Below are 25,488 nucleotides of genomic sequence, written 5' to 3'. Positions count from 1 at the left end.
GCCTGGGGCCGTGGACGGCACGAGCGACGCGCGGGACCTCGACCGGGTGGTCGACGGCTTCCTCGGCCACGCCCGACACGCGCGCGGACTCAGCGAGCAGACCCTCCGGGCGTACGCGAACGACCTCGAGCAGTTCGTCGGCTTCGCTGCGGCACGGGGTGTGGCGGACGTCGGGAGTGTCTCGCTCGAACTGCTCCGCGACTGGCTGTGGGAGGCGGACCAGCGCTCGCTGGCGCGCGCTACGATCGCCCGGCGGTCGTCGTCCGTCCGGGCCTTCACCCGGTGGGCGAGCGAGACCGGGCTCCTCGCGTCCGACCCCGGTGTCCGACTCCGAGCGCCCAAGGGAGCGTCCCACCTGCCCCGCGTGGTCTCGACCGACCAGGTGCGGGCGTTGCTCGACGGGCTCGCGGCCCGTGCGGGCACCGACGACCCCGGTGCACTGCGCGACCTGGCCGTCGTCGAGCTGCTCTACGCAGCGGCGATCCGGGTCAGTGAGCTCGTCGGCATCGACGTCGTCGACGTGGACAGGAGCCGGCTGACCGTCCGCGTGCTCGGGAAGGGCGGCAGGGAGCGGGTGGTGCCGTTCGGGGTGCCGGCGCGGGATGCACTCGAGGCGTGGCTCGACCGGGGACGCCCCGTCCTCGCTGCGCGGCGCACGGCGACGGGTGGAGCGAGCGGCACGGCACGGTCGACGAGCGCGAGCGCGAGCGACGGTACCGAGCGAGCACTCTTCCTCGGTGACCGGGGCGGCAGGCTGGGGACGCGGAGTGCCTACCGTGTCGTCGCCCGCCTCCTGCAGGACCTGCCCGGGGAGGGGCCGAGCGGCCCGCACACCTTCCGGCACACCGCGGCGACGCACCTCCTGGACGGGGGAGCGGACCTCCGAGCGGTGCAGGAACTGCTCGGGCACGCGAGCCTCGGGACGACGCAGATCTACACCCACGTGTCCTCGGCCCGACTCCGCGAGGTCTACCGGACGGCGCACCCCCGCGCCTGACGCCGAGCGCCCGCGCACCGGGCGCCCGCGCACCGAGCGCCCGAGCACCGCGCACCGAGCACCGAGCACCGACCGTTCATCCGCGCCAGTCGGACTCCGGCAGCAGCACGGGCCACGCCGCCGCGGGCAGGTACGGTGTCGGGTCGACGTACCGGTCGTCGAGCCGGGCGCCGAGGTGCACGCACGGATCGGTCGCCGGGCAGTGACCGACGGCGACCCGCCCGACCACCTCACCCTGCGAGACGGCGTCACCGGTCGTCACGTCAGGGGTGACCGAGTCCAGTGTGCTCACCAGCCCGCCGCCGTGGTCGACCGACACCACCGACCTGCCGGCGACCGCACCCGCGAACGAGACCGTGCCGTCCGCCACCGCGACCGCCGGAGTGCCGATGGACGCCGGGACGTCGATGCCCCGGTGTCCGGCCGCGTAGTCGTCGGCCGGCGCTTCCCACGGCCGCACGACCACGCGCGAACCCGTCGGCCACACCCACGGCGCGCCGTCCGCACTGTCCGCACCGCCCGCCACGAGCCCGACCCCGGCGCGCCCGACCCCGGCGTGCCCGAGCACTGCCTGCCCGACCCCGGCGCGCCCGACCTCCGGGCCGACCAGCGCAGCCGCCGCCACGGCCACGCACGCAACCACCCCGACCGTGGTCCTCACCAGAACGTCCATGCGCCCGATCGTCGCGTCCACAACCCGGCCACGCACGCGACCGCAGCCCACCTGTGGGCGGTGAGCCGTGCCTCCCGGCCGGTGCAGGAGTCGTGGAGACCACGAACCGCGCGCGTTCCGACCCCGCACCGGTCGATCGACGCGCGCGGCGTCGAACCGCGCGCGTTCCGTGGAAGCGATCCCACGGCCCGGACCACGCAACCCCACCGCCCGACCGCACCGGAACGAACCGGTTATGACCACACGTCGTCCGAGGAGTACAGTCGGGGCCGCTCCGGAACACGCAACGCCGCTCGGACGGCGAACCAGCCGACCGCCGGAGCACCGTGCGCCACCCAGCACGGCGGCAAGAACCAGGAGCACCGTGTCGAACACGTCCACCCAGCACGGTGAGGACCGTGCGTTCAAGGGGAAGGTCACCCTGTTCGCCATCGCGGCGGCGGTCGGTGGGTTCCTCTTCGGATTCGACTCCTCCGTCATCAACGGAGCAGTCGACGCGATCAAGGGCGAGTTCGGCCTGTCCGAGGCCGCCAGCGGCTTCGCCGTTGCCTCCGCCCTGATCGGCTGCGCCTTCGGTGCCTACTTCGCCGGCCGGCTCGCCGACCGCTGGGGCCGCACGCGCGTCATGTTCTGGGCGGCGGTGCTCTTCTTCGTGAGCTCGATCGGGAGCGCGTTCGCGTTCGCGACGTGGGACCTCGTGATCTGGCGCCTCGTCGGCGGCCTCGGCATCGGGACGGCGTCGGTCATCGCGCCGGCGTACATCTCGGAGGTCTCGCCGAAGGCCATCCGCGGGCGCCTTGCCTCGTTCCAGCAGCTCGCGATCACCCTCGGTATCTTCGCCGCGCTCCTCTCCGACCAGATCTTCGCGGTGACCGCCGGCGGCGCCGCGGAGCAGGTGCTCGGGCTGGCCGCCTGGCGCTGGATGTTCCTCGTCGGCGTCGTGCCGTCGGTGGTCTACGGCGTGCTCGCGATCACCCTGCCGGAGTCGCCGCGTTTCCTCCTCGCGAAGGGCCGCAAGGACGATGCGCGCGGGGTCATGGAGAAGATCGTCCCCCGCGACACCGTGAACACCAGCCTGGAGGAGATCCAGGACGGCATCGAGAAGGAGGCCAACGAGAAGAAGGGCTCCATCCGGGGCAACCGCTTCGGCCTCCAGCCGATCGTCTGGGTCGGCATCATCCTCGCCGTGCTGCAGCAGTTCGTCGGCATCAACGTGATCTTCTACTACTCGACGACGCTCTGGCAGGCCGTCGGCTTCAAGGAGGACCAGTCCTTCCTGATCTCGACGATCACCTCGGTCGTCAACGTCGCGGTCACCTTCATCGCGATCTTCACGGTCGACAAGCTCGGCCGGAAGCCGCTCCTCGTGGCCGGTTCGACGGGCATGTTCGTGTCGCTGGCGATGGTCGCGATCGCGTTCTCGCAGGCCACCATCGTGGACGGCGCGCCGCAGCTGCCCGGCGCGTGGGGCCTCATCGCCCTCATCTTCGCGAACCTGTTCGTGGTGTCGTTCGGCGCCACGTGGGGCCCGCTCATGTGGGTGCTGCTCGGCGAGATGTTCCCGAACCGCATCCGTGCGACGGCGCTCGGTGTCGGGTCGGCGGCGAACTGGATCGCGAACTTCGTGGTCACGATCTCGTTCCCGGTGCTCTCCGGCTTCAACCTCACCGTGACCTACGGCATCTACGCGCTCTTCGCGCTCCTGTCCCTGTTCTTCGTCATCAAGAAGATCCCGGAGACCAAGGGCCGTTCGCTCGAGGAGATGGGCATCACGGCCGAGGGCGAGACGGTCGACGCCAAGTCCTGATCGTCCGGTCGTCGGCCTGGAGGCCCGGATCACTCGCGCCGGTCGGCGTGCGTGATCCGGGCCTCCGGTCTGTTAGCATTTGTCCAGCAGCGCGCTGAGCGCGCTGACTTCGCGTGTCCACACGCACCCCACGGCCACCGGTCCCGCTCTCGCGAGCGGGCGGCCGTCCGGGGTGGGGCACCAGGGGCCACGACCACCGGTCGTGACCGACACAACCGCAACCGTGCACGCGGCTCGAACAGCCGCGCGCCGAGAACAAGGAGGGACGGCATGGCCGTCGTCACCATCCGCCAGCTGCTCGACAGCGGCGTCCACTTCGGACACCAGACCCGTCGGTGGAACCCGAAGGTGAAGCGATTCATCCTCGCCGAGCGCTCGGGCATCCACATCATCGACCTGCAGCAGTCGCTGGCCTTCATCGACCGTGCGTACGACTTCGTCAAGGAGACGGTCGCGCACGGCGGCACGATCCTCTTCGTGGGCACCAAGAAGCAGGCGCAGGGCTCCATCGCCGAGCAGGCGACCCGCGTCGGCCAGCCGTACGTCAACCAGCGTTGGCTCGGCGGTCTGCTCACGAACTTCCAGACGGTCTCCAAGCGCCTCGCGCGCATGAAGGAGCTCGAGGAGATCGACTTCGACGACACGACGAAGGGCTTCACCAAGAAGGAGCTCCTCATCAAGAAGCGCGAGCTGGACAAGCTCCACAAGACCCTCGGTGGTATCCGCAACCTCACGCGGACCCCGAGCGCGCTCTGGATCGTCGACACCAAGAAGGAGCACCTCGCGGTCGACGAGGCGCAGAAGCTCGGTATCCCGATCATCGGCATCCTCGACACCAACTGCGACCCGGACGAGATCACCTACCCGATCCCGGGCAACGACGACGCGATCCGCTCCGTCGGTCTCCTGACGCGCATCGTCGCCGACGCCGCTGCCGAGGGCCTCAAGACCCGCCACAACGGCGGCGACGAGGAAGAGGCCGAGCCGCTGGCCGAGTGGGAGCAGGAGCTCCTCGGTGGCGAGCAGGCCGCGCCGGCCGCTGCCGAGGCCCCGGTCGCCGAGACCCCGGTCGAGGAGAACGACGCCGACGCGCAGGTCGCCGAGAAGGAGATCGGCGAGCCGATCGCCGAGGTCTCCAAGAACGCGGACGCCACCTCCGCCGAGTGACCTCCTGGGGCGTCGGACCGTGTCGGTCCGGCGCCCCGCTCCACGTCCCACACACGCAAGTCCAGAAAGGACTCCAGTCAATGGCAAACTTCACCGCTGCTGACGTGAAGAAGCTCCGTGACGACCTCGGCGCCGGCATGATGGACGCCAAGAACGCGCTCGTCGAGGCCGACGGCGACTACGACAAGGCCGTCGAGCTCCTCCGCATCAAGGGTGCCAAGGCCGTCGCCAAGCGTGACGACCGCGCCACCTCCGAGGGCATCGTCGTGGCCTCGGCCGAGAACGGTGCCGCGACCGTCGTCGAGCTCGCCAGCGAGACCGACTTCGTCGCGAAGAACGAGCGCTTCGTCGCGCTCGGTGACAAGGTCCTCGCGGCCGTCGCCGCCGCCGGTGCGACCGACGTCGCGTCCGCGAACGCCGCCGAGGCCGACGGCAAGACCGTCCTCGACGTCGTGAACGAGGCCGCTGCGCAGCTCGGCGAGAAGATCGAGATCCGCACGGTCCGCCGTGTCGAGGGCTCGGCCTTCGAGATCTACCTGCACAAGACCTCGCAGGACCTCCCGCCGCAGATCGCCGTCGTCGTCGCCTACGAGGGTGACGACGCTGCCGAGGCCCGTTCGATCGCGCAGCACATCGCCTTCGCGAACCCGACGTACCTCACGCGCGACGAGATCCCGGCCGAGGACATCGAGAAGGAGCGCGCGACCGTCGAGGCGATCACGCGCGAGGAGGGCAAGCCGGAGGCCGCCCTCCCGAAGATCGTCGAGGGTCGCCTGAACGCGTACCGCAAGCAGGTCGCGCTCCTCGAGCAGGACTACGCGAAGGACAACAAGATCTCCGTCGCGAAGGCCGCCGAGAACGCCGGCATCACGATCCAGGGCTTCGCCCGCGTCAAGGTCGGCGCGTAACGAACCCGTGACGGGGCTCGGAACCAGCATCTGGTTCCGGGCCCCGTTTTTCGCGCGCCGTCGGGCGCGCGAGTAGATTCCCACGAGACATTCGACGAAGGGTCCGACCACATGACGAACGAGAAGACCGGGCGACGCCGCGTCCTGCTGAAGCTGTCGGGGGAGGCGTTCGGTGCCGGGTCCCTCGGGGTGAACCCGGACGTCATCAGCACGATCGCCAAGGAGATCGCCTCGGCGGCGCAGGAGGTCGAGGTCGCGATCGTCGTCGGCGGCGGGAACTTCTTCCGCGGCGCCGAGCTGTCCCAGCGCGGCATGGACCGCGGCCGCGCGGACTACATGGGCATGCTCGGCACGGTGATGAACGCCCTCGCGCTGCAGGACTTCCTCGAGCAGGCCGGGGCCGCCACGCGCGTGCAGTCCGCGATCAGCATGACCCAGGTCGCCGAGCCGTACATCCCGCGACGCGCCGAGCGGCACCTCGAGAAGGGCCGGATCGTCATCTTCGGCGCCGGTGCGGGCCTGCCCTACTTCTCCACCGACACCGTCGCGGCGCAGCGAGCGCTGGAGATCGACGCGCACGAGGTCCTCGTCGCCAAGAACGGCGTCGACGGCGTCTACACAGCGGACCCGAAGAAGGACGCCTCCGCCGAGAAGCTGCACCACGTGACCTACCAGGACGCACTCCTCAAGGGTCTCAAGGTCGTGGACGCCACGGCGTTCTCGCTCTGCATGGACAACGGCATGCCGATGCACGTGTTCGGCATGGAGGGCGAGGGCAACGTCGCTGCGGCGATCCGTGGTGAGCGGATCGGCACGGTCGTCAGCAACTGACCCCGACCGCTGACTAGACTCGACGCAGTACCGAAGGAGAACCACCGTGATCAGTGATGTCCTGACCGAAGCCACCGAGAAGATGGCGAAGGCCGTCGACGTCGCCAAGGACGACTTCGCGACCGTCCGTACCGGACGCATCAACGCCGCGCTCTTCCAGAAGATCCCGGTCGACTACTACGGCACGCCGACGCCGCTCGCGCAGCTCGCCGGCCTGCAGACCCCGGAGGCGCGCACGCTCGTCGTGACGCCCTACGACAAGTCCGCGCTCAAGGAGATCGAACGCGCCATCGCGACGTTCCCGAACCTCGGCGCCAGCCCGTCGAACGACGGCGACGTCGTCCGCGTGACGATCCCCGAGCTCACGCAGGACCGCCGCAAGGAGTTCGTCAAGCTCGTCCGCGGCAAGGGTGAGGACCACAAGGTCGTCGTGCGCAACATCCGCCGCAAGGCCAAGGACGACCTCGACGCGCTCAAGGGCGAGATCTCGGACGACGAGATCGCCCGCGGCGACAAGGAGCTCGACGTCATCACGAAGAAGCACGTCGACCAGATCGACGACGCGCTGAAGAAGAAGGAAGCCGAACTCCTCGAGGTCTGATGCGTCGTCACGACCAGGGCGGTGACCGCCCCACGACCCAGGAACCCGCCAAACGGGGTCTCCGCCAAGACTTCGACGCTCGGGCCCGCGCAGCGCGGTCCGACTTCGAGGCCTCCATCCAGCGGCGTCGAGCGGACTTCGACGCCCGCAACGAAGCACTGACGGCCCGGACCGGGCGCAACCTGCCGGCAGCGATCGGCATCGCGCTCGCGTTCGCGGTCGTCATGCTCGCGGCGCTCCTGATCTGGAAGCCCGCCTTCATGGTGGTCGCGGCGTTCCTCCTCGGCGTCGGCGTGTACGAACTCGCGAGCGCCATGCGCTTCGCGGGCCGCGACGTCCCGCGGATCCCGAGCGTCGCCGTCGCGATCGCGATCGTCCCGGCAGCCTTCATCGGCGGCCAGGTCCCGGCGCTGTTCACGCTGCTCGGCGGCATCGTGCTCATCAGCGCGTGGCGGCTGGTGGAGGTGGCGTTCGCGCGCACGAAGCCCCCGGCGGGCAACGTCGCGCGCGACCTCACGAACGGGTTGTTCGTGCAGGCGTACATCTCCCTGCTCGGAGCGTGCGTCGTCCTGCTCTCCCGCGAGGACCGGGGGCAGTTGTGGGTGATCGCGTTCATCCTCGTCGTCGTCGCGGTGGACACCGGGGCCTACGCCACGGGGCTCAACCTCGGCAAGCACCCGATGGCGCCGCGGATCAGCCCGAAGAAGACGTGGGAGGGCTTCGCGGGCTCGGTGGCGGCGAGCATCATCGTCGGCATCGTCGTGAGCATCCTGCTGCTCGGGCTGCCCTGGTGGACGGGCGTCGTCCTCGGGGTGCTCATCTCCGGGTCGGCGACCCTCGGCGACCTCACCGAGTCGATGATCAAGCGCGACCTCGGGATCAAGGACATCTCCTCGTTCCTGCCCGGGCACGGGGGACTGCTCGACCGGATCGACAGCATCCTGCCGTCGGCCGCCGTGGCGTACGTGCTGTTCCTCATCGTCAACCACTGAGGTCCGTCGTGCCCGTTCCCTGAGGGGTGTGCCCGCGCGTCCAGGTCGCACCAGGGAACGGTGCTGGCAGAATGTCGCCGTGGCCACCACCTTCCCGAACGCAGCACGCAAGACCCTCGGGTACGACGTCGACGAGGTCGAGCGCTTCCTCGAGGACGCCCGTCGTGCCTACACGGCGAACGACACCGAGCCGGGGCTCGAGGCGGCGAAGATCCGCGCGACCGCCTTCTCGATGCGCAAGGGCGGCTACTCGACCGCGCACGTCGACGCCGCGCTCGAGCGGCTCGAGGACGCCTTCGCCGCACGCGAGCGCGAGCGCGAGATCGCCGACGGTGGCAAGAAGGCCTGGTACGCCGAGGCGCGCACGAAGGCCTCCGACGTCGTCGCCCGGCTGGAGCGTCCGGACGGGCAGCGGTTCTCGCGCGTCAGCTTCCTCGGCACCGGGTACCACCCGAAGGACGTCGACGCCTTCGCCGCACGGCTCGCCGGGTACTTCCGTGACGGCAAGCCCCTCAGCCTCACCGAGGTGCGGTCGGTCGTGTTCCGACCGAAGCACGGCGGCTACCGGGAAGCCCAGGTCGACGCGGTCCTCGACGCCGTCGTCGAGGTCATGCTCGCCGTCCGCTGACGACGCGCGCGCAGGAAGTGCTTCGCTTTCCGTGATGCTTCCGTTATCCTGGTCGGACTCATGGGCAGGCACACGGCAGACTCCAGCTCCGACCGCGATCCTCGCGAGCACCTCGACCGCACGGTCTCGGGTGAACGCCGCGCGGCACTGAACCGAACCCGAACCGCGGGCACCTCGGTCCTCTCCGCGGACCCGTCCACCCGGGCGACCGCTCCCCAGACGGTCCCCGAGGTCACGGGTCCGGTGCTCGTCGCTCCGAAGTCGGTCGCGGCCAACCGGGTGTCCGACGCGGCGGTCGCGCACGCGGTGCCGAGCACCCCGGCCGACCCCCGCATCGTCAAGCAGCGTCGCGCCCGCGTGACGACCGCGGCGCTCCGGTCGAAGCCGGTGCACGAGCAGCCGATGCGCGGCGTCAACTCGTTCATGCGCAAGCGTGCGACGATCCCCGCGCTCTCGTTCTTCGCCGTCTTCGGGTTCGTGGGCGGTTCGCTCTTCAACCCGATGCAGCCCGACGTCGCACAGGCGGCCGTGCAGACCGCCGTGCTCGCGAAGGCTCCGGCCGCGGCGCCGCAGCAGTACTCGCCGCACGGCACGTACGCCGCGTTCGACGCCGATCGCGACGGGTACGACGTGAGCGTCCCGAAGCCGAAGGTCACCAAGGCACCCACGGACGACGCCACCGCCGACGCGGACAGCACGGACGACAGCTCGACGACGCAGGTCTCCGCCACGAACACGCTCGCCGCACCTGCCGCGACGCCCGACCCGGGCAGCGCGCAGGCCATCGCCCAGCAGATGGTGGCGGCCCGTGGATGGGGCTCGGACCAGTACAGCTGCCTCGTGTCGCTGTGGAACAAGGAGTCCGGCTGGCGGGTCAACGCCTACAACCCGAGCGGTGCCTACGGCATCCCGCAGGCGCTCCCCGGCAGCAAGATGGCGACCGCGGGCGCCGACTGGCAGACGAACCCGGCGACCCAGATCACGTGGGGCCTGAACTACATCGCCGGCGTCTACGGCACCCCCTGCGGCGCCTGGGGGCACAGCGTCGCCAACAACTGGTACTGATCGGCTGCCGGGGTGCCGCGGAGCAACCGGCCGCGGCGACCTCGCGGTCGCGGGCCCGAAGCCGAGGAAGAGGCCGGCCTCGACCGCCTCATGAGCGGGTGGAAGCGGACCGAGTCCCGTCGCGGCCGTGAGTACACGGTCCAGCCCGTCTCGGCAGCGTCTGCGCAGAAGGAGTACGTCTGCCCGGGCTGCGGCGGCACGGTGCTGCCCGGCACCGCACACGTCGTCGTCTGGCGTGCCGACGGGGTGCTCGGCGACGAAGCCGACCTCGCGTCCCGCCGTCACTGGCACAACCACTGCTGGAGCATCGCATGACCGAGCAGACCCAGCCCGAGCAGACCCGGCCCGAGCGGACCGTGCCCGAGCAGCCCGAGCCCGTCGAGATCCGGTCGGGCACTGAGCTGCCCGCACGGCGGACCGACATCGAGCTCGTCACGGACGACCACCTGACCCTCGTCGGCGAGCTCGCCGAACCCCTGGAGCGTCCCGCCCGCGGCACGATCGTGACCCTGCACCCGCTGCCCACCGCGCAGGGGTTCATGGACTCGCACGTCCTGAAGAAGGCCGCCGCTCGGTTGCCCGCGCTCGCCGACATCGCGGTGCAGCGCTTCAACTTCCGCTCGGTGTCCTCGCCGCGCGGCACCTCCGAGGGTGTCTTCGGGGACGGCGTGTCCGAGGGCTTCGACCTCCGCGCCGCCGTCTCCGACGTCGTGGAACGTGGTCTGCCGACGCCCTGGCTCGTCGGGTGGTCGTTCGGCACCGAGGTGATCCTCAAGCACGCCCTCGAGCACGTGCGCGCGGGTCGGGTCGCGGGCGTGGTGCTGCTGTCGCCGCCGCTCCACCGGACGACCGACGAGGAGCTCGCCGCGTGGACCGACGCCGGCGTCCCGGTCGTCGCCCTCGTCCCGGAGCACGACGACTTCCTCCAGCCCGACGCTGCCCGCGCGCGGTTCGCCGTCGCGTCGGACATCCGGGTCGAGCCGGTCGAGGGCGCGAAGCACCTCTGGGTGGGGGAGCGCTACGTCCGCATCGTGCTCGACCGCATCGCCGACCTCGTCGTCCCCGGCAGCGCGCCGCTCCCGACCCGCTGGCCGGTCTGACGACCGTCGGCGGTCCTCGCCTGGCGCCCCCGGGTCAGGGACGGGACGTCGTGACGGACGGGAGGCCCGTGGCGGCGTCGCCACGGGCCTCCCGTCCGTCCGGTGGTGTCAGCGCGCGGCCGCGTCCTCGGTCGCGTCGGCATCTGCCGTGCCCTGGTCCGAAACCCCGTCCTGGGTGCCCAGGAGGCCCGTCGCGTGCGTCAGCACGCCGCGCAGGTTCTCGAGGTAGCCGGCGACGGCGTCGCGCTCGGTGCGGATCGCGGCGAGTCGGTCCTCGGCGTCCGCGACGATGCCGGCGGTGCGGCTCTCGGCGTCCTCGACCATGCGGTGGACCCGCTCCTGCGCGTCCGCGACGATCGTGCGCGCATGCTCCTGCGCCTCGGCCGTGCTCGTCCGCTCGAGGTCGTCGGCCTCCTGCTGGAGCCGCTCGGCACGCTCCCGGGCCTCGCTCGCGCGACGGGTGGCCTCGGCGAGCTGCAGGTTCGCCTCGTCGAGGTACTTCTGCGTCTCGGTGACCGTCTCGTGGTGCTTCTGGAGGTACTCCTGCTCGGCGTCGTCCCGGCGGGCCGCGAGCTCGGACTCGAGTGCGGTCCGGGCGTCGTCGCGCATCCGGGCGATGTCTGCCGCGGCCTCGTCACGCTCACGGGCGAGCGCGGCACGGGCAGTGTCGATCTCCTGTCGGAGTGCGGTGCGCTCGGCCTCCAGCGCTCCGATGTCCGCGGCACGGCGGTCGGCGATCTCCGTGTCGAGCTCGCCGTGCTCGCGGTCGCGGCGGGCGGCGAGCTCGGCCTCGTGGTCACGGACCGCGCGCTCGAGTGTGGCGTCGGCCTCGGCGCGCTCGCGCTCGATGCGCGTCCGGTGCTCCTCGAGCTCACGGGCGGCGCGGTCCGCGGTCTCCTGCACGAGGCGCTCGTTCTCGGTGCGGGTCTGCTCCTCGTCGACACGGAGCTGCGCGCGGGCCGCTTCGACCTCCTGGGCGAGGGCGGTGCGGGCGGAGGCGAGTTCCCGGTCCCACTCGGCGCGTGCGGCGGCGAGCTCCTCGGCGGTCTCACGGCGGCGGTCGGCGAGCTCGGCGTCCAGTTCGGCGCGACGTCGGTCGACCTCGGCGGTGAGGTCGGCGCGTCCGGTCTCGAGCTCGAGCGCGTGGGCCCGCTGCTGCTCGTCCCGCTCGTGGTGCCAAGCGGCCCGGCCCTCGGTGACCTCGCGGTCGAGTGCGGCACGACGCTCGGTCTCGGTCCGGTCGAGGTCCTCGACGCGGCGGGCGTGGTCCGCCTCGAACTCGGCGCGGCGGTGCTCGGTCTCGCGGTCGAGGTCGGCGGCGGCGGCGCGGGCGTCGGCGGACTCACGGTGCGCGGTCTCACGGAGCTCGGCGACCTCGTGCTCGACCCGGGCGCGCAGGGCGTTCGTCTCGCGGATGGCGACCGAGCGGACCTCGGCGGCCTCGGTGACCGCGGCTCCGCGGACGGCGGCGCCCTCGTTCCGGGCGTCCTGCAGGAGCAGCCCGGCCTCGGCGCGGGCGCGCTCGACGGTGTCGGCCGCTTCGGCGCGGGCACGGGCGAGTTCGTCGGTGGCGCGGGTGCGGGCGTCCTCGAGGGTGTCGCGGGCTTCGTCCTGGGCCTCGCGCACCAGGCGGTCGGCCTCGGCCCGGCTCGAGGCACGCAGTCGCTGGGCGTCGATGTCGGCCTGGCTGATGAGGCGGGTCGACTGCTCCTCGGCGACGCGGAGGGTGGACTCGAGGCGGGTACCGAGTCCGCTGTACGTGGGTGTGCCCGCCTCGTCGAGCTCGCCCTGGAGGTCGGAGACGCGGGACTGGAGGAGACGGATCTCCTTGGCGGCGTCCGCGCGGTCCTTGTTCGACTTGATGAGCTCACGCCGGAGGTCGCCGAGCGCGCGGTCCACCTCGTCGCGGCGGTACCCCCGCAGTTCCGAACCGAACTCTGCCTCGTCGTTCGCCACGTGTCGCTCCTGGTGCTCGCCGGCGGACCCGTGCGGCCCGCGGGTCGATCGTAGCGTGGCCGTGACCTGGAGTTCCCTGGCCCGGGAGCGCCTGACCTGGGAGACCACTGACCTGGGAGTCTGGGGCGGGGAGGACCGCGCAGGATGCACTCCACAGGGATGCTCGGTATCGTGGAGCGCTGATCCGGCGCCGATTCCCCACCCCGGCGCGGTAGGGAGAGAGTTCCGTGCGGTTCGTCCTGGCGATCGTCAGTTTCGTGGTCGGCCTGCTGCTGGTCGGCCTCGCGGTCGGTCAGCGCACCGTCTTCGCGCCCCCGTCCTCGCTCGTCGCCGCCTCCACGGCGAAGACCTCCGCCCCGGTGACCGTCATCCCCGGCACGACCCTCAACGCGAACCCGGGCTACCAGGAGATCAACATCAAGGGCTCCGGTGACGTGTTCGCCGCCTACGGCAAGACCTCCGACGTGCTCGCGTGGGTCGGTGACGCCGCGCACACGACGCTGCGCTTCGACGCCGAGGACGGCACCCTGCAGGGCCGCACGACCGGCTCCGGCACGAGCGTGCCGGACCCCGCGGGCAGCGACCTCTGGTACCAGGAGTACGACGGTGCGGGGCAGTTCACCGTGCGGCTCCCCGAGGACGTCTCGGTCGTCATCGTCGGCGACGGCAAGGACGCCGCTCCGAGCGACGTCTCCGTCACCTGGCCCCGGGACACCGCGACGCCGTCGGTCGGGCCGCTGCTCGTCGCCGGCGGGGTGTTCCTGCTGGGCGGGATCGCCCTCCTGGTCTGGGCGATCGTGCACCAGCGCCGCGGCCGTGGTCCGCGTCGTCGCAGCGGGGGGACGCGTCCGCCGCGCGTGCGTGCCTCGCGCCGTGCCGCCGCCGCCGGCGCGCAGGTGCCGAGCCGCGGCCGTCGTGGTCGTCGGGCGTTCGTCGCCGTCCCGGTCGTGCTCGTCGGCGCGCTGACCCTCGCCGGCTGCTCCGCCGAGTACTGGCCCCAGGGCGGCGACACGACGCCCACCCCGACGCCCACCGCCTCCGGCACGGCCGACCAGTCCGAGCCGGTCGCGGCGACGAAGCAGCAGATCAAGCGGATCGTCGAGCGCGTGGCGACGACCGCGCGGAAGGCCGACACCGCTCGCGACGCGAAGCTCGCGGCCGAGCGCTTCACCGGCGCCGCGCTGGAGCTCCGCGAGGCCAACTACACGATCCGCGCGAAGGACTCCGACGTCGACGCCCCGCCGAAGATCTCCGCGGACGAGGTGTGCGTGGCGCTCCCGCAGCAGACCGACACCTGGCCGCGCACGATCTTCGCGATCACCGCAGCGGACTGCTCGGCGAAGACGGCGGCGCCCCAGGCCCTCACCCTGACCCAGGAGACCGCGCGTGACCCGTACAAGGTCGCGTACGACGTCTCGCTCGAGGCCGACGCGCAGATCCCCACCCTCGCGCCGACCTCGGTGGGTGCCGCGCTGCTCGCACCGACCACGAAGCTCCTGACGATCGAGCCGGACCAGGTCGCGACCGCATACGCCGACATCCTCGCGAAGGACACGAAGAGCGAGTACGCCGACCTGTTCGACGTCGACGGTGACGCCCTCCGGTCCACGATCGGCAAGGCGTACAAGGACAAGAAGGCCAAGGCGCTGCCGGACACCGCGAAGATCGACTACTCGTCGGAGATCCCCGACGACAGCGCGGTCGCGTTCGCCACCGACAAGGCCGGCGCACTGGTCTCCGCTGACCTCGACGAGGTCGAGAAGGTCACGCCGACGGCGTCCGGCGCAGAGGTGAACACCGAGGGGGCCGTGAAGGCGCTCTCCGGTGTCGACTCCAGCAAGAAGGGGATCAGCGCCACCTACGGCGTGCAGGTCCTGTTCTACGTGCCGCCCGTCGGCTCCGATGAGAAGGCGGTCCTGCTCGGCTTCACGCAGGGCCTGACCGCCGCGAGTGAGGTGCAATGAGCAACGTCCCCCCGACCCCGTCCGGACTCCGCGGCGCGGTCGATCTGTCGTCCCTCGTCGACCGGGCGCAGCGTCCGGCGACGGCCCCGGGAGCGCCCGCCCCGGCCGGGCCCGGTGCGCCCGGCAGCGATGCGACGGGCAGTGTCGCTGCTGCCGGCGGCGGTGCCGAGGGCGGCGCAGACCTGACCGTCCCGTCCCTCGTCCTCGACGTCACCGACCAGACGTTCCAGGACGTCCTGCAGCTCTCGACCGTCGTCCCGGTCATCGTCGACATCTGGGCCGAGTGGTGCGGGCCGTGCAAGCAGCTCTCGCCGATCCTCGAGCAGCTCACCGCCGAGTACGACGGCCGGGTGCTGCTCGCTAAGGTGGACGCGGACACGAACCCGCAGCTCGTGCAGGCGTTCCAGGCGCAGTCGATCCCGACCGTCGCGGCCCTCATCGGCGGCCGCCCCCTCGGGCTCTTCGTCGGCGCGCTCCCGGAGGCCCAGGTGCGCGACGTCTACGAGCAAGTCCTCGCCGCCGCCGAGCAGAACGGCGTCTCCGGTCGGGTCACCGTCGACGGCGCCGTGCCGGCGGACGCCGCCGAGCAGGGCGAGCCGGAGCCGCTGCCGCCGCACCACCAGGCCGCGTACGACGCGATCGAGCAGGGCGACTACGCGACGGCGATCCAGGAGTACAAGACCGCGATCGCGCAGGACCCGAACGACCAGATGGCGGTCGCCGGGCTGGCGCAGGTCTCGCTCCTCGACCGGCTGAACGGCCGGACCGCCGACGAGGTCCGGAGCGCAGCGGCCGCGGCACCGACCGACGTCGAGGCGCAGCTCGCCGTCGCCGACCTCGACATCAGCGGCGGGCACGTCGACGACGCGTTCGGACGGCTCCTCGACCTCGTGCCGACCGTGTTCGGCGCCGACCGCGAGGCCGTGCGCGTCCGACTCGTGGAGTACTTCGAGCTCATCGGGACCGACGACCCGCGGGTCGTCGCCGCCCGCAGGCGCCTCGCCAGCGCGCTGTACTGACGCGCGGTCGAGCACGCCGGGCGCGTCCGCGCGCGGACGCGCTGTCACACCGTGGAAGCGACATCGAACCAGGCTCTCGCGCTGGTTCGATGTCGCTTCTGTGGTTCGCGACCTGTGGACCGGCGGATTCGCGTGACCACCCGCGACACGCGACCACGGACGGACGGGAGGCCCGGTGCCAGCTGGCACCGGGCCTCCCGTCCGTCTCGCGGTCGCGTCTCGGTCGCGGTCGGCGTCAGCGGGCGAGCTTCAGCCAGACCGCGCCGAGCGGCGGTACCACGAGGTGCGCCGATGCCGGACGGCCCGCCCACGGCGTGTCCTCGGCGGTGACGACGCCGAGGTTGCCCACGCCCGACCCGCCGTACTCGGCGGCGTCGGTGTTCAGCACCTCGTGCCACTGGCCGGCCGCGGGGAGACCGAACCGTCGCTCGACCGGCACCCCGGAGAAGTTGACGAACACCGCGAGGCGGTCGTCGCCGTCCTTGCGGAGGAACCCGAGCGTCGAGTGCGGAGCGTCGCCGCCCTCGATCCACTCGAAGCCGTCCGGGGTCGAGTCGTGGGTCCACAGCGCCGGTGTGTCGCGGTAGACGCGGTTGAGCGCGGCGACGAGGTCCTGCACGCCACGGTGGCCGGGGTCGTCGAGGTGCCACCAGTCGAGCCCTCGTGCCTCGGACCACTCCTGCGCCTGGGCGAACTCCTGGCCCATGAACAGCAGCTGCTTGCCCGGGTGCGCCCACATGAACGCCAGGTAGGCCCGCACGTTCGCGAGCTTCTGCCACTCGTCCCCGGGCATCTTCCCGAACAGCGACCCCTTGCCGTGCACGACTTCGTCGTGGCTGATCGGCAGGGTGAACTGCTCGCTGAACGCGTACACGAGCGAGAACGTGATCTCGTCGTGGTGGTAGCTGCGGTGCACGGGCTCGCGGCCGATGTACTCGAGCGAGTCGTGCATCCACCCCATGTTCCACTTCTGCCCGAACCCGAGGCCGCCCGCGCTCGTCGGCTGGGTGACACCCGGCCACGAGGTGCTCTCCTCGGCGATCATGACGATGCCCGGGTAGCGCTTGTACGCGGTGGCGTTGGTCTCCTGCAGGAAGGAGATCGCCTCGAGGTACTCGCGTCCGCCGTGGATGTTCGGCAGCCAGTCGGTGCGGGAGTAGTCGAGGTACAGCATCGAGGCCACGGCGTCGACGCGGAGGCCGTCGATGTGGAACTCCTCGAGCCAGTACAGCGCGTTCGCGACCAGGAAGTTGCGGACCTGTGGCTGACCGAAGTCGAACACGTAGGTGCCCCAGTCGAGCTGTTCGCCGCGCCGGGGATCCGGGTGCTCGAAGAGGGCGTGTCCGTCGAACTTCGCGAGGGCCCACTCGTCCTTCGGGAAGTGCCCGGGCACCCAGTCCATGATCACGCCGATGCCGGCCGAGTGCAGTCGGTCGACGAGGTACCGGAGGTCGTCGGGGGAGCCGAACCGTGCGGTCGGGGCGTAGTACCCGGTGACCTGGTAGCCCCACGACCCACCGAACGGGTGCTCGGCGAGCGGCAGGAACTCGACGTGGGTGAACCCGAGGAACTGCACGTGGCCGATGAGCTGGTCGGCGACCTCGCGGTAGGACAACCCAGGTCGCCACGACCCGAGGTGCACCTCGTAGACGCTCATCGGACGGTCGTGCGTCGTGGTCCGCGCGCGGTGCTCCATCCAGGCGGTGTCGCCGTCGGACCACGTGTACGAGGTCGCCGTGATGACGGACGCCGTCGCTGGCGGGACCTCGGTGCGGCGCGCGAACGGGTCCGCGCGCTCCACCCACCCGGAGTCGGTGAGGATCTGGAACTTGTACCGCTGGCCCTCGAGGGCGCCCGGCCAGAAGAGCTCCCACACGCCGAGGTCGTTCAGCCGGCGCATCGCGGTCGTCCGGCCCTCCCAGCCCTCGAAGTCGCCGATGACCCGGACGGCGGTGGCGCGGGGCGCCCACACGGTGAACGCGACGCCGTCGACGCCGTCGACCGTCTGCACGTGCGCGCCGAGGTGGTGCCAGAGCTGCTCGTCGCGGCCTTCGCCGAAGAGGTGCAGGTCGAGCTCGCCGATGGTGGGGGCGAAGCGGTAGGCGTCGTCGGTCGTCCAGGTGATGTCGTCCGTGTCACCGGAGGGGTCCGGGTCGTAGTCGGCCTCGACCCGGTAGCGGCCGAGGGTGCCCTCGGTCGCGCCGGCCCAGAGGCCGTCTCCCTCGTGCACCAGTTCGATGTCGTCGCCGTCGGGTCGGACGATCCGGACTGCGCTCGCGAGGTGCCGGACGACGCGGACGCTCGTGCCGCCGTCGACGGGGTGCGGGCCCAGGACGTCGTGCGGCTGCGACCAGCGGGCCTCGGCGACCTGCTGGCGGAGCCAGTCCTCGACCGGGGCCGGACGCGGGCCGTCGGGCGACGGCGCCGAGGTGGTACCGCTCGCCACGGAGGCCGGTGCTGACGTCGAGGCGCCCGGCTGGGCGTCGGCCAGCGGTGCACCGCCCTCGGAGGTCGGGGCGTCGGCACCGTCGTCGACCGCGGTCGTCAGGTGACGGGGGTGCGCCGCGTCAGGAGCGTGCCCGGCGAGCGTCGCGGACTCGGGGACACCGCGGTCCGGCGCTTCCTTCGCCGGTGCGGGGGCACCGGGCAGGTCTTCGCCGGGTCCGGAGACCCGGGGCTCGTAGCGCGGCTCGGGAGGACGCGACGCGCCTGACGCGGCGGCGGGCACCGTCGGGCCGTCCGTCGCGGGAGCAGCGACGTGCTGCGCCGGGTGGGTCGGCCGAGGGGTGTCCTCGGGCATCCGACGCGGGAGCACGGGCGGCGGCGGGGGCGGCACGGGGGGCACGCTCGGCCCCTGACCACGACCGGGCTGCGGCGGGGTGGGCTGTGCCTCCGTCCCGCTGTCCTTCGGCGTCTTGTCGGCGTCGGTCATCGGTGCGGTCCCTCCACGACGAGCAGGTGCACGGGCTCCTGGAAGGCGTCCAGGCGTACGTAGTTCGACGAGCCCCACACCCAGCGCTGCCCGGTGACGACGTCGCGGACGTCGAACGGCTCCTCGGTGGCGAGCCCGAGGGCGGCCAGGTCGAGGTGCACCGTGGTCTCACGGGCCGAGTGGGGGTCGACGTTGGCGACGACGATCACGGTGTCGTCGCGGCCGGAACGGACGAACCGCCCCGGCAGGTGCTTGGAGTACACGACGATCGCCGGGTCCTCGGCGTGGTGCACGTGCAGGTTCCGGAGCTGCCGGAGCGCCGGGTGCGCTGCACGGAAGCGGTTGAGCATCGTGACGTACGGCGCCAGGCTCGCTCCCTCGGCCTCGGCGAGGGCGAAGTCGCGCGGCTTGTACTCGTACTTCTCGTTGTCGATGTTCTCCTCGGACCCCGGTCGGGCGACGTCCTCGAAGAGCTCGTACCCGGAGTACATGCCCCACGTCGGCGCACCCGTCGCGGCGAGGGCGGCACGGACCTTGTAGCCCGCTCGGCCGCCGAACTGCAGGTACTCGGTGAGGATGTCCGGTGTGTTCACGAAGAGGTTCGGGCGCAGGTACGCGCTCGTCTCGTGGCTGAGTTCCTCGAAGTAGGACTCGATCTCCTCGCGCGTGTTCCGCCAGGTGAAGTACGTGTACGACTGCTGGAACCCGACCTCGGCGAGCGCCCGCATCATCGCCGGGCGGGTGAACGCCTCGGCGAGGAACACCGTGTCCGGGTGTTCGTCACGGATCTCGCGGATGACCCGCTCCCAGAACCAGAGCGGCTTCGTGTGCGGGTTGTCGACGCGGAAGATCCGCACGCCGAACGACATCCAGTGCCGCAGGACGCGCAGCACCTCGGTGACGAGGCCCTCGGGGTCCGCGTCGAACTGGATCGGGTAGATGTCCTGGTAGCGCTTCGGCGGGTTCTCGGCCGTGGCGATGGAGCCGTCCGCGCGCTGGGTGAACCAGTCCGGGTGCTCGGTGACCCACGGGTGGTCGGGGGAGCACTGGAGAGCGAAGTCGAGCGCGACCTCCATCCCGGTGTTCTTGGCGGTCTCGACGAACTCGCGGAAGTCGGCCTCGGTGCCGAGGTCGGGGTGGATCGCGTCGTGGCCGCCCTCGGCCGATCCGATGGCCCAGGGGCTGCCGGGGTCGTGCGGGCCGGGTGTCAGCGTGTTGTTCGGGCCCTTGCGCGCGGTCGTGCCGATGGGGTGGATCGGCGGGAGGTAGACCACGTCGAAGCCCATCCGGGCGACCGCGGGCAGGCGACGGGCTGCGGTGCGGAAGTCACCGCTCTTCCAGGAGCCGTCGGCGTTCTTCTTCGCACCCTCGCTCCGTGGGAAGAACTCGTACCAGGCACCGACACCGGCGCGGGTGCGCTCGACGTCGAGCAGCTGCGTCGGCGAGTGGGTCCGCAGTGAGGTGAGCGGCGCGTCCTCGACCTCGCTCGTGATCCGAGCGTCGTCGATCGCGGCGAGGCGTTCGGCAGCGTCCAGCGAGGTGTCGCGGATGCGGGCCGCGGCGCGCGTGGCGGCGGGGGAGTCCGTCTCCGTCGCGAGTCGGTCGAGCAGCACGCCGCCGTCGAGGAGCGTGGCCTCGGTGTCGACGCCGGCCGCGATCTTCAGGCGCGCGGCGTGCACCCACGTGGCCCAGTCGTCGGAGTACGACTCGACGTGCCACGACCAGACGCCGACGTGGTCGACCTGCACGGTCGCCTCGTACCGGTCGGTCCCGGCGGCGACGAGGGTGAGCGGGACGGTCCTGGTGCCGCCGTCGGGACGCTCGAGCACGAGGTCGGCGCCGATGATGCCGTGCCCTTCGCGGAAGACGGTCGCGCCGAACGTGATCACCTCGCCGTCGAACGCCTTGCTGGGGTAACCGTTCGGCGTCGCGGGTGCGAGTTCGGTGATGGGGATGCGCCCGGGCTTCGGTCGCCGGGGTCGGTCTGCGGTGGCCACGGAGCCGACGCTACCCGGAAGCCGCGACGGCGTTCTCCGGAAGGCGTGTCGTGTGGACGACGAGCGCGTGCTTCGCGCCTGTGGAGGAGCGGCCCTGGAGGTGCGCCGCAACGGACGGGAGGCCCGTGGCGGCCCCGCACCGCGCCTCCCGTCCGGCGTCCGGTCGCGCGCCGACAGGCGCACGACCGACCGGCCGCACCGGCGCGCGCAGGGCGGCCCGTCCCCGCCGGCGCGCGCACGGCGGCCCGTCCGCACCGGCGTGCGCGCCGACGAAGCGGCGCTGCCCTAGGCGATCTCGAAGACGTGGATGCCCGGCCCGTACGCCGTGAACACCTGACCCGCAGGCCGGAGACGCTCGTGGTCGCGGTGCTTCTCGCTCGACCACGCCAACCGGTAGCCGAGGACGTCGTCGCGCACCGGCAGCGTGATGTCCCGCGTCCGGCCGCTCCCGTGCACGACCACGAGCACGCGGTCGTACGGCTCGTGGTCCGGGGTCGACTCCACGAAGTACTGCAGCGCCCGGTGGATCGGCTGGTCCCAACCCTCGAGGGTCATCGGGCCGCCGTCGGGGCCGTACCAGGTCATCCGCGAGGCACCGGGGGTCTCCTCACCCTCGACGCCGAAGCGCGTCGGCCGGAGCGCCGGGTGCGCCGCGCGGAGCCGGGTCAGTTCGGCGACGGTGGTCGTGGTCGACTCGGCGTCCTCGTCGTCGGACCAGTCGACCGGGGTGAGGTCCTCCGACACGACGTAGGCGTTGTTGTTGCCGTGCTGGGTGCGGCTCCGCTCGTCGCCCGCGGTGAGCATCGGCACGCCGGCGGAGAGCAGGAGCGTCCCGAGGAGGTTGCGCATGCTCCGACCACGCGCCGCGCGGACGCCCCGGTCGGCCGTGTCGCCCTCGATGCCGTGGTTGAACGAGCGGTTGTCGTCCGAGCCGTCGCGGTTCTCCTCGCCGTTCGCCGTGTTGTGCTTGCGGTCGTACGACACGAGGTCGAGCAGCGTGAAGCCGTCGTGGGCGGTGACGAAGTTGACGCCGGCGAGCGGCCCGCGCTCCGCGCCGAACACGTGGCGTGAGCCGGTCAGCGCTCCGGCGAGCGCCCCGATGCCGGTGCGCGGTGCGCCGTTGCGGCGCTCCTCGGCGATGTCGGTGAGCCAGAACTGCCGGACCGTGTTCCGGAAGCCGTCGTTCCACTCGCTCGTGCCCGAGCCAGCGCCGCCGAACGACCCGGTGCGCCACCCGTCCGGCCCGACGTCCCACGGCTCGGCGACCACGAGCACGTCCTGCAGGTCGGGGTGCTCCCGGATCCGCTCGAGCAGCGGGTGCGCCGGATCGAACACGTGCCGGGCGTCACGGGCGAGCGAGGCCATGAGGTCGAACCGGAAGCCGTCGACCCGGACCTCCTTCGCCCAGTAGCGGAGGCTGTCGACGACGAGGTCGGCGTTCGCCGCGACGGAGGTGTCGAGCGTGTTCCCGCAGCCGGTGGTGTCGTAGTAGGCGTCCGCGTCCGCCGCCCACCGGTAGTGGTTCGCGCCGTCCAGGCCGCGGAGCGACGACGTCGGCCCGCCGAGCCCTTCTTCCGCGGTGTGGTTGTAGACGACGTCGAGGACGACCTGGATGCCGGCCTCGTGCAGGAGCCGCACCATGCCCTTGAACTCGCGGAGCACGGCGGAGGCGCCGGCAGCCCGGGCGGCGGGGGAGGCATGCGCGGCGTGCGGCGCGAAGAAGCCGAGCGTGTTGTAGCCCCAGGCGTTCTCACGTCCGGCGTCCCGGAGCCACCGCTCGGTGTCGAACGCGTGCACCGGCAGGAGCTCGAGCGTGGTGACGCCGAGCCGGTGCAGGTGCGCGATCGTGCTCTCGTGCGCGATGCCGGCGTACGTGCCGCGGAGGTCCTCGGGCAGGTGGGGGTTCGCGGCGGTGAGGGTGCGGACGTTCGCCTCGTACACGACCACCCGGTCACGCGGGGTGCGCGGCGCCACCGAGTCGCCCCAGTCGAACGCCTCGTCGACGACCTCGGCGCTCCACCGGGCGCCGGGGCCGGACCCGGCGCCGACCGCCACGATGCCGCGCGCTGCGGGGTCGAGCAGGGGGAGCGCCGGGTCGAACGCGTGCCGTGGGCCGGTCGGTCCGTCGGCGAGCAGGTGGTACCGGTCTCCGGGGACGACACCGGAGACCTCCACCGACCAGCGGTCACCGTCCGGGTCGCGGGTCAGCGCGTGCGTGCCGCGGCCCTCGACGACGAGCGTGAGTGCGGTGGCGGACGCCGAACGCACCGTGAAGCGGCCGCCGCCGTCGCCGAGGACGAACCCCGGGAGGGCCTCGGTCGCGGTCTCGTGCATGACGACAAGGGTACGAGGGCCCACAGGTATCCTGGAAACGCCCGATCAGGGGGCACGATCCGTCGATGGGAGAGCAGGGTGAGCGTCTACCTGGACCACGCCGCGACGACGCCGATCACGCCCGGTGCGCTCGCCGCCTTCACCGCCGCGCTGCAGACCGTCGGCAACCCCTCCTCGATCCACAGTGCCGGGCAGCGGGCCAAGATGCTGCTCGAGGACGGACGTGCCGCCGTCGCGCGGTCGCTCGACGCGGACCCGGTCGAGGTCGTCTTCACCTCCGGCGGGACCGAGAGCATCAACCTGGCGGTGAAGGGGCTGTTCTGGGCACGGCAGCAGGACCGCCCGCGCCCCCGCATCGTCGTGCCGGCGGGCGAGCACCACGCGACGGTCGACACGGTCGAGTGGCTCGAGCGCCACGAGGGCGCGGTCGTCGACGTGGTCCCGTTGGACGCGGAGGGTCGCGTCGACACTGCCGCCCTGGAGGCACGGCTCGCTTCCGCGGACGACGTGGCCCTGGTCACGTTCCTCTGGGCCAACAACGAGGTCGGCACCATCCAGCCGGTGCGGCGGATCGTCGAGGCCGCGCACGCCGCCGGCGTGCCGGTGCACAGCGACGCGGTCGCCGCCTACGGGCAGGTCCCGGTGTCGTTCCGGGACTCCGGACTCGACGCGCTGAGCGTCTCGGCGCACAAGGTCGGCGGCCCGGTCGGCATCGGTGCGCTCGTCCTCGGGCGGCGCGCCACGGTCGAGCCGCTCATCCACGGCGGAGGGCAGCAGCGTCAGGTGCGGAGCGGGACGCAGGACGCTCCGGCCGCGGCGGCGTTCGGCGTGGCCGCGACGGCAGCGGCGGCGGTGGCCGCGGCCGGGGACGACACCGTCCGGGCACTGCGCGACCGGCTCGTGTCGGGCGTGCGGGCGGCGGTGCCGTCCGCGGTGCTCATGGGCGACCCGGTCGACCGGCTGCCGGGGAACGCGCACTTCACGTTCCCGGGGTGCGAGGGCGACTCGCTCCTCTTCCTCCTCGACGCCGCGGGGGTAGCGGTGTCGACCGGCTCCGCCTGCCAGGCCGGCGTGCCCGAGGCCTCACACGTGCTCCTCGCGATGGGGCTCGACGAGCAGGACGCCCGCGGTGCCCTCCGGATCACGCTCGGGCACACCTCGACCGACGCCGACGTCGACGCGTTCCTGTCCGCGCTGCCCGACGCGGTGGCGCGGGCCGGCGCGGCCGGGATGGCGTCGCGCGAACCGGCGCTCGGGCGCTGACCGCCGTTCCTGCACAGCCGACCACGCGGCCACGGTCGCGCACCGACCGGGGTGGGGCGTGCCTCCCGGCCCGGCCGCGCCGGTAGGATCGACGATCATGGTCGAACTGGACTTCTCCGAGCAACTCTCCGCCCTCCGTGAGACGTTCGGCAACATCCGCTCCGTGGTCGACGTCGACCGCCTGCAGCGCGAGATCGCCGAGCTCAGCGAGCAGGCCGGCGCACCCGACCTGTGGGACGACGTCGAGCACGCGCAGCAGGTGACGAGTGCGCTCTCGCACCGCCAGGCCGAGCTGCGGAAGATCACCGACACCGAACAGCGCATCGACGACCTCGAGGTCCTCGTCGAGATGGCGAACGAGGCCGACGACCAGGACTCGGCGGACGAGGCCGAGGCCGAGCTCAAGGCGATCCAGAACACCATGGGCGACCTCGAGGTGCAGACGCTCCTCGACGGTGAGTACGACGATCGGCCGGCCGTCATCACGATCCGCGCCGGCGCCGGCGGCGTCGACGCCGCCGACTTCGCCGAGATGCTCCTGCGCATGTACCTGCGCTACGCCGAGCAGCACGGCTACAAGACGACCGTGATGGACACCTCCTACGCGGAAGAAGCCGGCATCAAGTCCGCCACGTTCGAGGTCGACGCGCCGCACGCGTTCGGCACCCTCTCGGTCGAGGCCGGCACCCACCGGCTCGTCCGGATGTCGCCGTTCGGTGCGGCCGGCAAGCGACAGACCTCGTTCGCAGCGGTCGAGGTCATCCCGCTCATGCCCGAGACCGAGGCCATCGACATCCCCGAGAACGACATCCGGGTCGACGTGTTCCGCTCGTCCGGCCCCGGTGGGCAGTCCGTCAACACGACCGACTCCGCCGTCCGCATCACCCACCTGCCGACCGGCACCGTGGTGTCGATGCAGAACGAGAAGTCGCAGATCCAGAACCGCGCCGCCGCCATGCGTGTCCTGCAGTCGCGCCTGCTCCTCCTCAAGAAGGAAGAGGAGAACGCGAAGAAGAAGGAGCTCGCGGGCAACATCACCGCGAGCTGGGGCGACCAGATCCGCTCGTACGTCCTCGCGCCGTACCAGATGGTGAAGGACCTGCGGAGCGAGCACGAGGTCAACAACCCGTCCGCGGTCTTCGACGGCGACCTCGACGGCTTCATCAACGCGGGCATCCGCTGGCGCAAGCAGTCCGACGACGACTGAGTGGATCCGCGGGGACCTGAGCCGCGCGCCTCGACCCGATTCCGCTC

The 25,488-nt window shown here is 71.9% G+C and carries 20 protein-coding genes; 15 read left to right on the top strand and 5 right to left on the bottom strand.

From position 1 onward, the window contains the following. Window positions 1-10: 10 nt before the first annotated feature. Entirely contained in the window at window positions 11-997 is a 987-nt protein-coding gene (locus ACRQ4C_RS10660) for a tyrosine recombinase XerC (RefSeq protein WP_439688633.1), read from the top strand. Window positions 998-1,073: 76 nt separating this feature from the next. On the opposite strand, the gene ACRQ4C_RS10655 is transcribed toward ACRQ4C_RS10660, so the two are convergent. After that, window positions 1,074-1,670, bottom strand: a complete 597-nt coding sequence (locus tag ACRQ4C_RS10655) for a murein hydrolase activator EnvC family protein (RefSeq protein WP_439688632.1) — start codon at window positions 1,668-1,670, stop codon at window positions 1,074-1,076. Window positions 1,671-2,034: 364 nt separating this feature from the next. On the opposite strand from ACRQ4C_RS10655, the gene ACRQ4C_RS10650 reads away from it, so the two are divergent. From ACRQ4C_RS10650 to ACRQ4C_RS10605, 10 genes are all read left to right on the top strand, one after another. After that, window positions 2,035-3,477 (top strand): sugar porter family MFS transporter, encoded by a 1,443-nt coding sequence (locus ACRQ4C_RS10650; protein ID WP_439688631.1) that lies wholly within the window; start codon window positions 2,035-2,037, stop codon window positions 3,475-3,477. 270 nt (window positions 3,478-3,747) lie between these two features. Next, window positions 3,748-4,644: a 30S ribosomal protein S2 gene (gene rpsB, locus ACRQ4C_RS10645; RefSeq protein WP_439688630.1), complete on the top strand. Its 897-nt coding sequence runs from the start codon at window positions 3,748-3,750 to the stop codon at window positions 4,642-4,644. An 80-nt stretch (window positions 4,645-4,724) separates the two neighbouring features. Beyond that, entirely contained in the window at window positions 4,725-5,552 is an 828-nt protein-coding gene (gene tsf / locus ACRQ4C_RS10640) for a translation elongation factor Ts (RefSeq protein WP_290131473.1), read from the top strand. A 111-nt stretch (window positions 5,553-5,663) separates the two neighbouring features. After that, window positions 5,664-6,383 (top strand): UMP kinase, encoded by a 720-nt coding sequence (pyrH, locus tag ACRQ4C_RS10635; protein WP_290131474.1) that lies wholly within the window; start codon window positions 5,664-5,666, stop codon window positions 6,381-6,383. Between the two features lie 46 nt (window positions 6,384-6,429). Next, window positions 6,430-6,984 (top strand): ribosome recycling factor, encoded by a 555-nt coding sequence (frr, locus tag ACRQ4C_RS10630; protein ID WP_290131475.1) that lies wholly within the window; start codon window positions 6,430-6,432, stop codon window positions 6,982-6,984. Then, a complete protein-coding gene (locus tag ACRQ4C_RS10625; protein ID WP_290131476.1) occupies window positions 6,984-7,976 on the top strand; it encodes a phosphatidate cytidylyltransferase in 993 nt (330 codons plus the stop codon). Before frr ends, ACRQ4C_RS10625 begins: the two co-directional genes overlap by 1 nt. A 79-nt stretch (window positions 7,977-8,055) precedes the next feature. Next, complete coding sequence (locus ACRQ4C_RS10620) at window positions 8,056-8,604, top strand: DivIVA domain-containing protein (RefSeq protein ID WP_290131477.1); 549 nt, start codon at window positions 8,056-8,058, stop codon at window positions 8,602-8,604. A 402-nt stretch (window positions 8,605-9,006) separates the two neighbouring features. Next, window positions 9,007-9,669, top strand: a complete 663-nt coding sequence (locus ACRQ4C_RS10615; protein WP_439690900.1) for a transglycosylase SLT domain-containing protein — start codon at window positions 9,007-9,009, stop codon at window positions 9,667-9,669. A gap of 12 nt (window positions 9,670-9,681) precedes the next feature. Beyond that, window positions 9,682-9,984 carry a hypothetical protein gene (locus ACRQ4C_RS10610; RefSeq protein WP_439688629.1) on the top strand — a complete coding sequence of 101 codons (303 nt, stop codon included), beginning with the start codon at window positions 9,682-9,684 and terminating at the stop codon, window positions 9,982-9,984. After that, window positions 9,981-10,769, top strand: coding sequence for an alpha/beta hydrolase (locus tag ACRQ4C_RS10605; RefSeq protein ID WP_439688628.1), 789 nt, complete (start codon window positions 9,981-9,983; stop codon window positions 10,767-10,769). The genes ACRQ4C_RS10610 and ACRQ4C_RS10605 overlap by 4 nt, the downstream gene beginning before the upstream one ends. A 108-nt stretch (window positions 10,770-10,877) precedes the next feature. On the opposite strand, the gene ACRQ4C_RS10600 is transcribed toward ACRQ4C_RS10605, so the two are convergent. Continuing rightward, entirely contained in the window at window positions 10,878-12,725 is a 1,848-nt protein-coding gene (locus ACRQ4C_RS10600; RefSeq protein ID WP_439688627.1) for a DivIVA domain-containing protein, read from the bottom strand. Window positions 12,726-12,952: 227 nt separating this feature from the next. On the opposite strand from ACRQ4C_RS10600, the gene ACRQ4C_RS10595 reads away from it, so the two are divergent. Both ACRQ4C_RS10595 and ACRQ4C_RS10590 read left to right on the top strand, forming a co-directional pair. Continuing rightward, complete coding sequence (locus ACRQ4C_RS10595) at window positions 12,953-14,689, top strand: hypothetical protein (protein WP_439688626.1); 1,737 nt, start codon at window positions 12,953-12,955, stop codon at window positions 14,687-14,689. Further along, window positions 14,686-15,708, top strand: coding sequence for a tetratricopeptide repeat protein (locus ACRQ4C_RS10590; RefSeq protein ID WP_439688625.1), 1,023 nt, complete (start codon window positions 14,686-14,688; stop codon window positions 15,706-15,708). Before ACRQ4C_RS10595 ends, ACRQ4C_RS10590 begins: the two co-directional genes overlap by 4 nt. 235 nt (window positions 15,709-15,943) lie before the next feature. On the opposite strand, the gene glgB is transcribed toward ACRQ4C_RS10590, so the two are convergent. The 3 genes from glgB to ACRQ4C_RS10575 form a co-directional block, all read right to left on the bottom strand. Further along, window positions 15,944-18,640: a 1,4-alpha-glucan branching protein GlgB gene (gene glgB / locus ACRQ4C_RS10585; RefSeq protein WP_439688624.1), complete on the bottom strand. Its 2,697-nt coding sequence runs from the start codon at window positions 18,638-18,640 to the stop codon at window positions 15,944-15,946. Next, on the bottom strand, window positions 18,637-20,637 hold the full coding sequence (locus ACRQ4C_RS10580; RefSeq protein WP_439688623.1) for a maltotransferase domain-containing protein: 2,001 nt from the start codon (window positions 20,635-20,637) through the stop codon (window positions 18,637-18,639). Before ACRQ4C_RS10580 ends, glgB begins: the two co-directional genes overlap by 4 nt. A 285-nt stretch (window positions 20,638-20,922) precedes the next feature. Continuing rightward, entirely contained in the window at window positions 20,923-22,971 is a 2,049-nt protein-coding gene (locus ACRQ4C_RS10575) for a glycogen debranching protein (RefSeq protein ID WP_439688622.1), read from the bottom strand. Between the two features lie 78 nt (window positions 22,972-23,049). On the opposite strand from ACRQ4C_RS10575, the gene ACRQ4C_RS10570 reads away from it, so the two are divergent. Further along, window positions 23,050-24,234 carry a cysteine desulfurase family protein gene (locus tag ACRQ4C_RS10570; RefSeq protein WP_290131487.1) on the top strand — a complete coding sequence of 395 codons (1,185 nt, stop codon included), beginning with the start codon at window positions 23,050-23,052 and terminating at the stop codon, window positions 24,232-24,234. Between the two features lie 97 nt (window positions 24,235-24,331). Continuing rightward, the gene (gene prfB, locus ACRQ4C_RS10565) at window positions 24,332-25,441 is read left to right on the top strand and encodes a peptide chain release factor 2 (protein WP_439688621.1); all 1,110 of its coding nucleotides are present in this window, start codon (window positions 24,332-24,334) and stop codon (window positions 25,439-25,441) included. The last annotated feature ends 47 nt before the right edge of the window (window positions 25,442-25,488 follow it).

This window comes from Curtobacterium sp. SP.BCp, assembly GCF_051903255.1.
Lineage (GTDB): Bacteria > Actinomycetota > Actinomycetes > Actinomycetales > Microbacteriaceae > Curtobacterium.
Note: the sequence above shows the minus strand (reverse complement) of the source record. Positions and strands in the feature narration are given on the sequence as shown.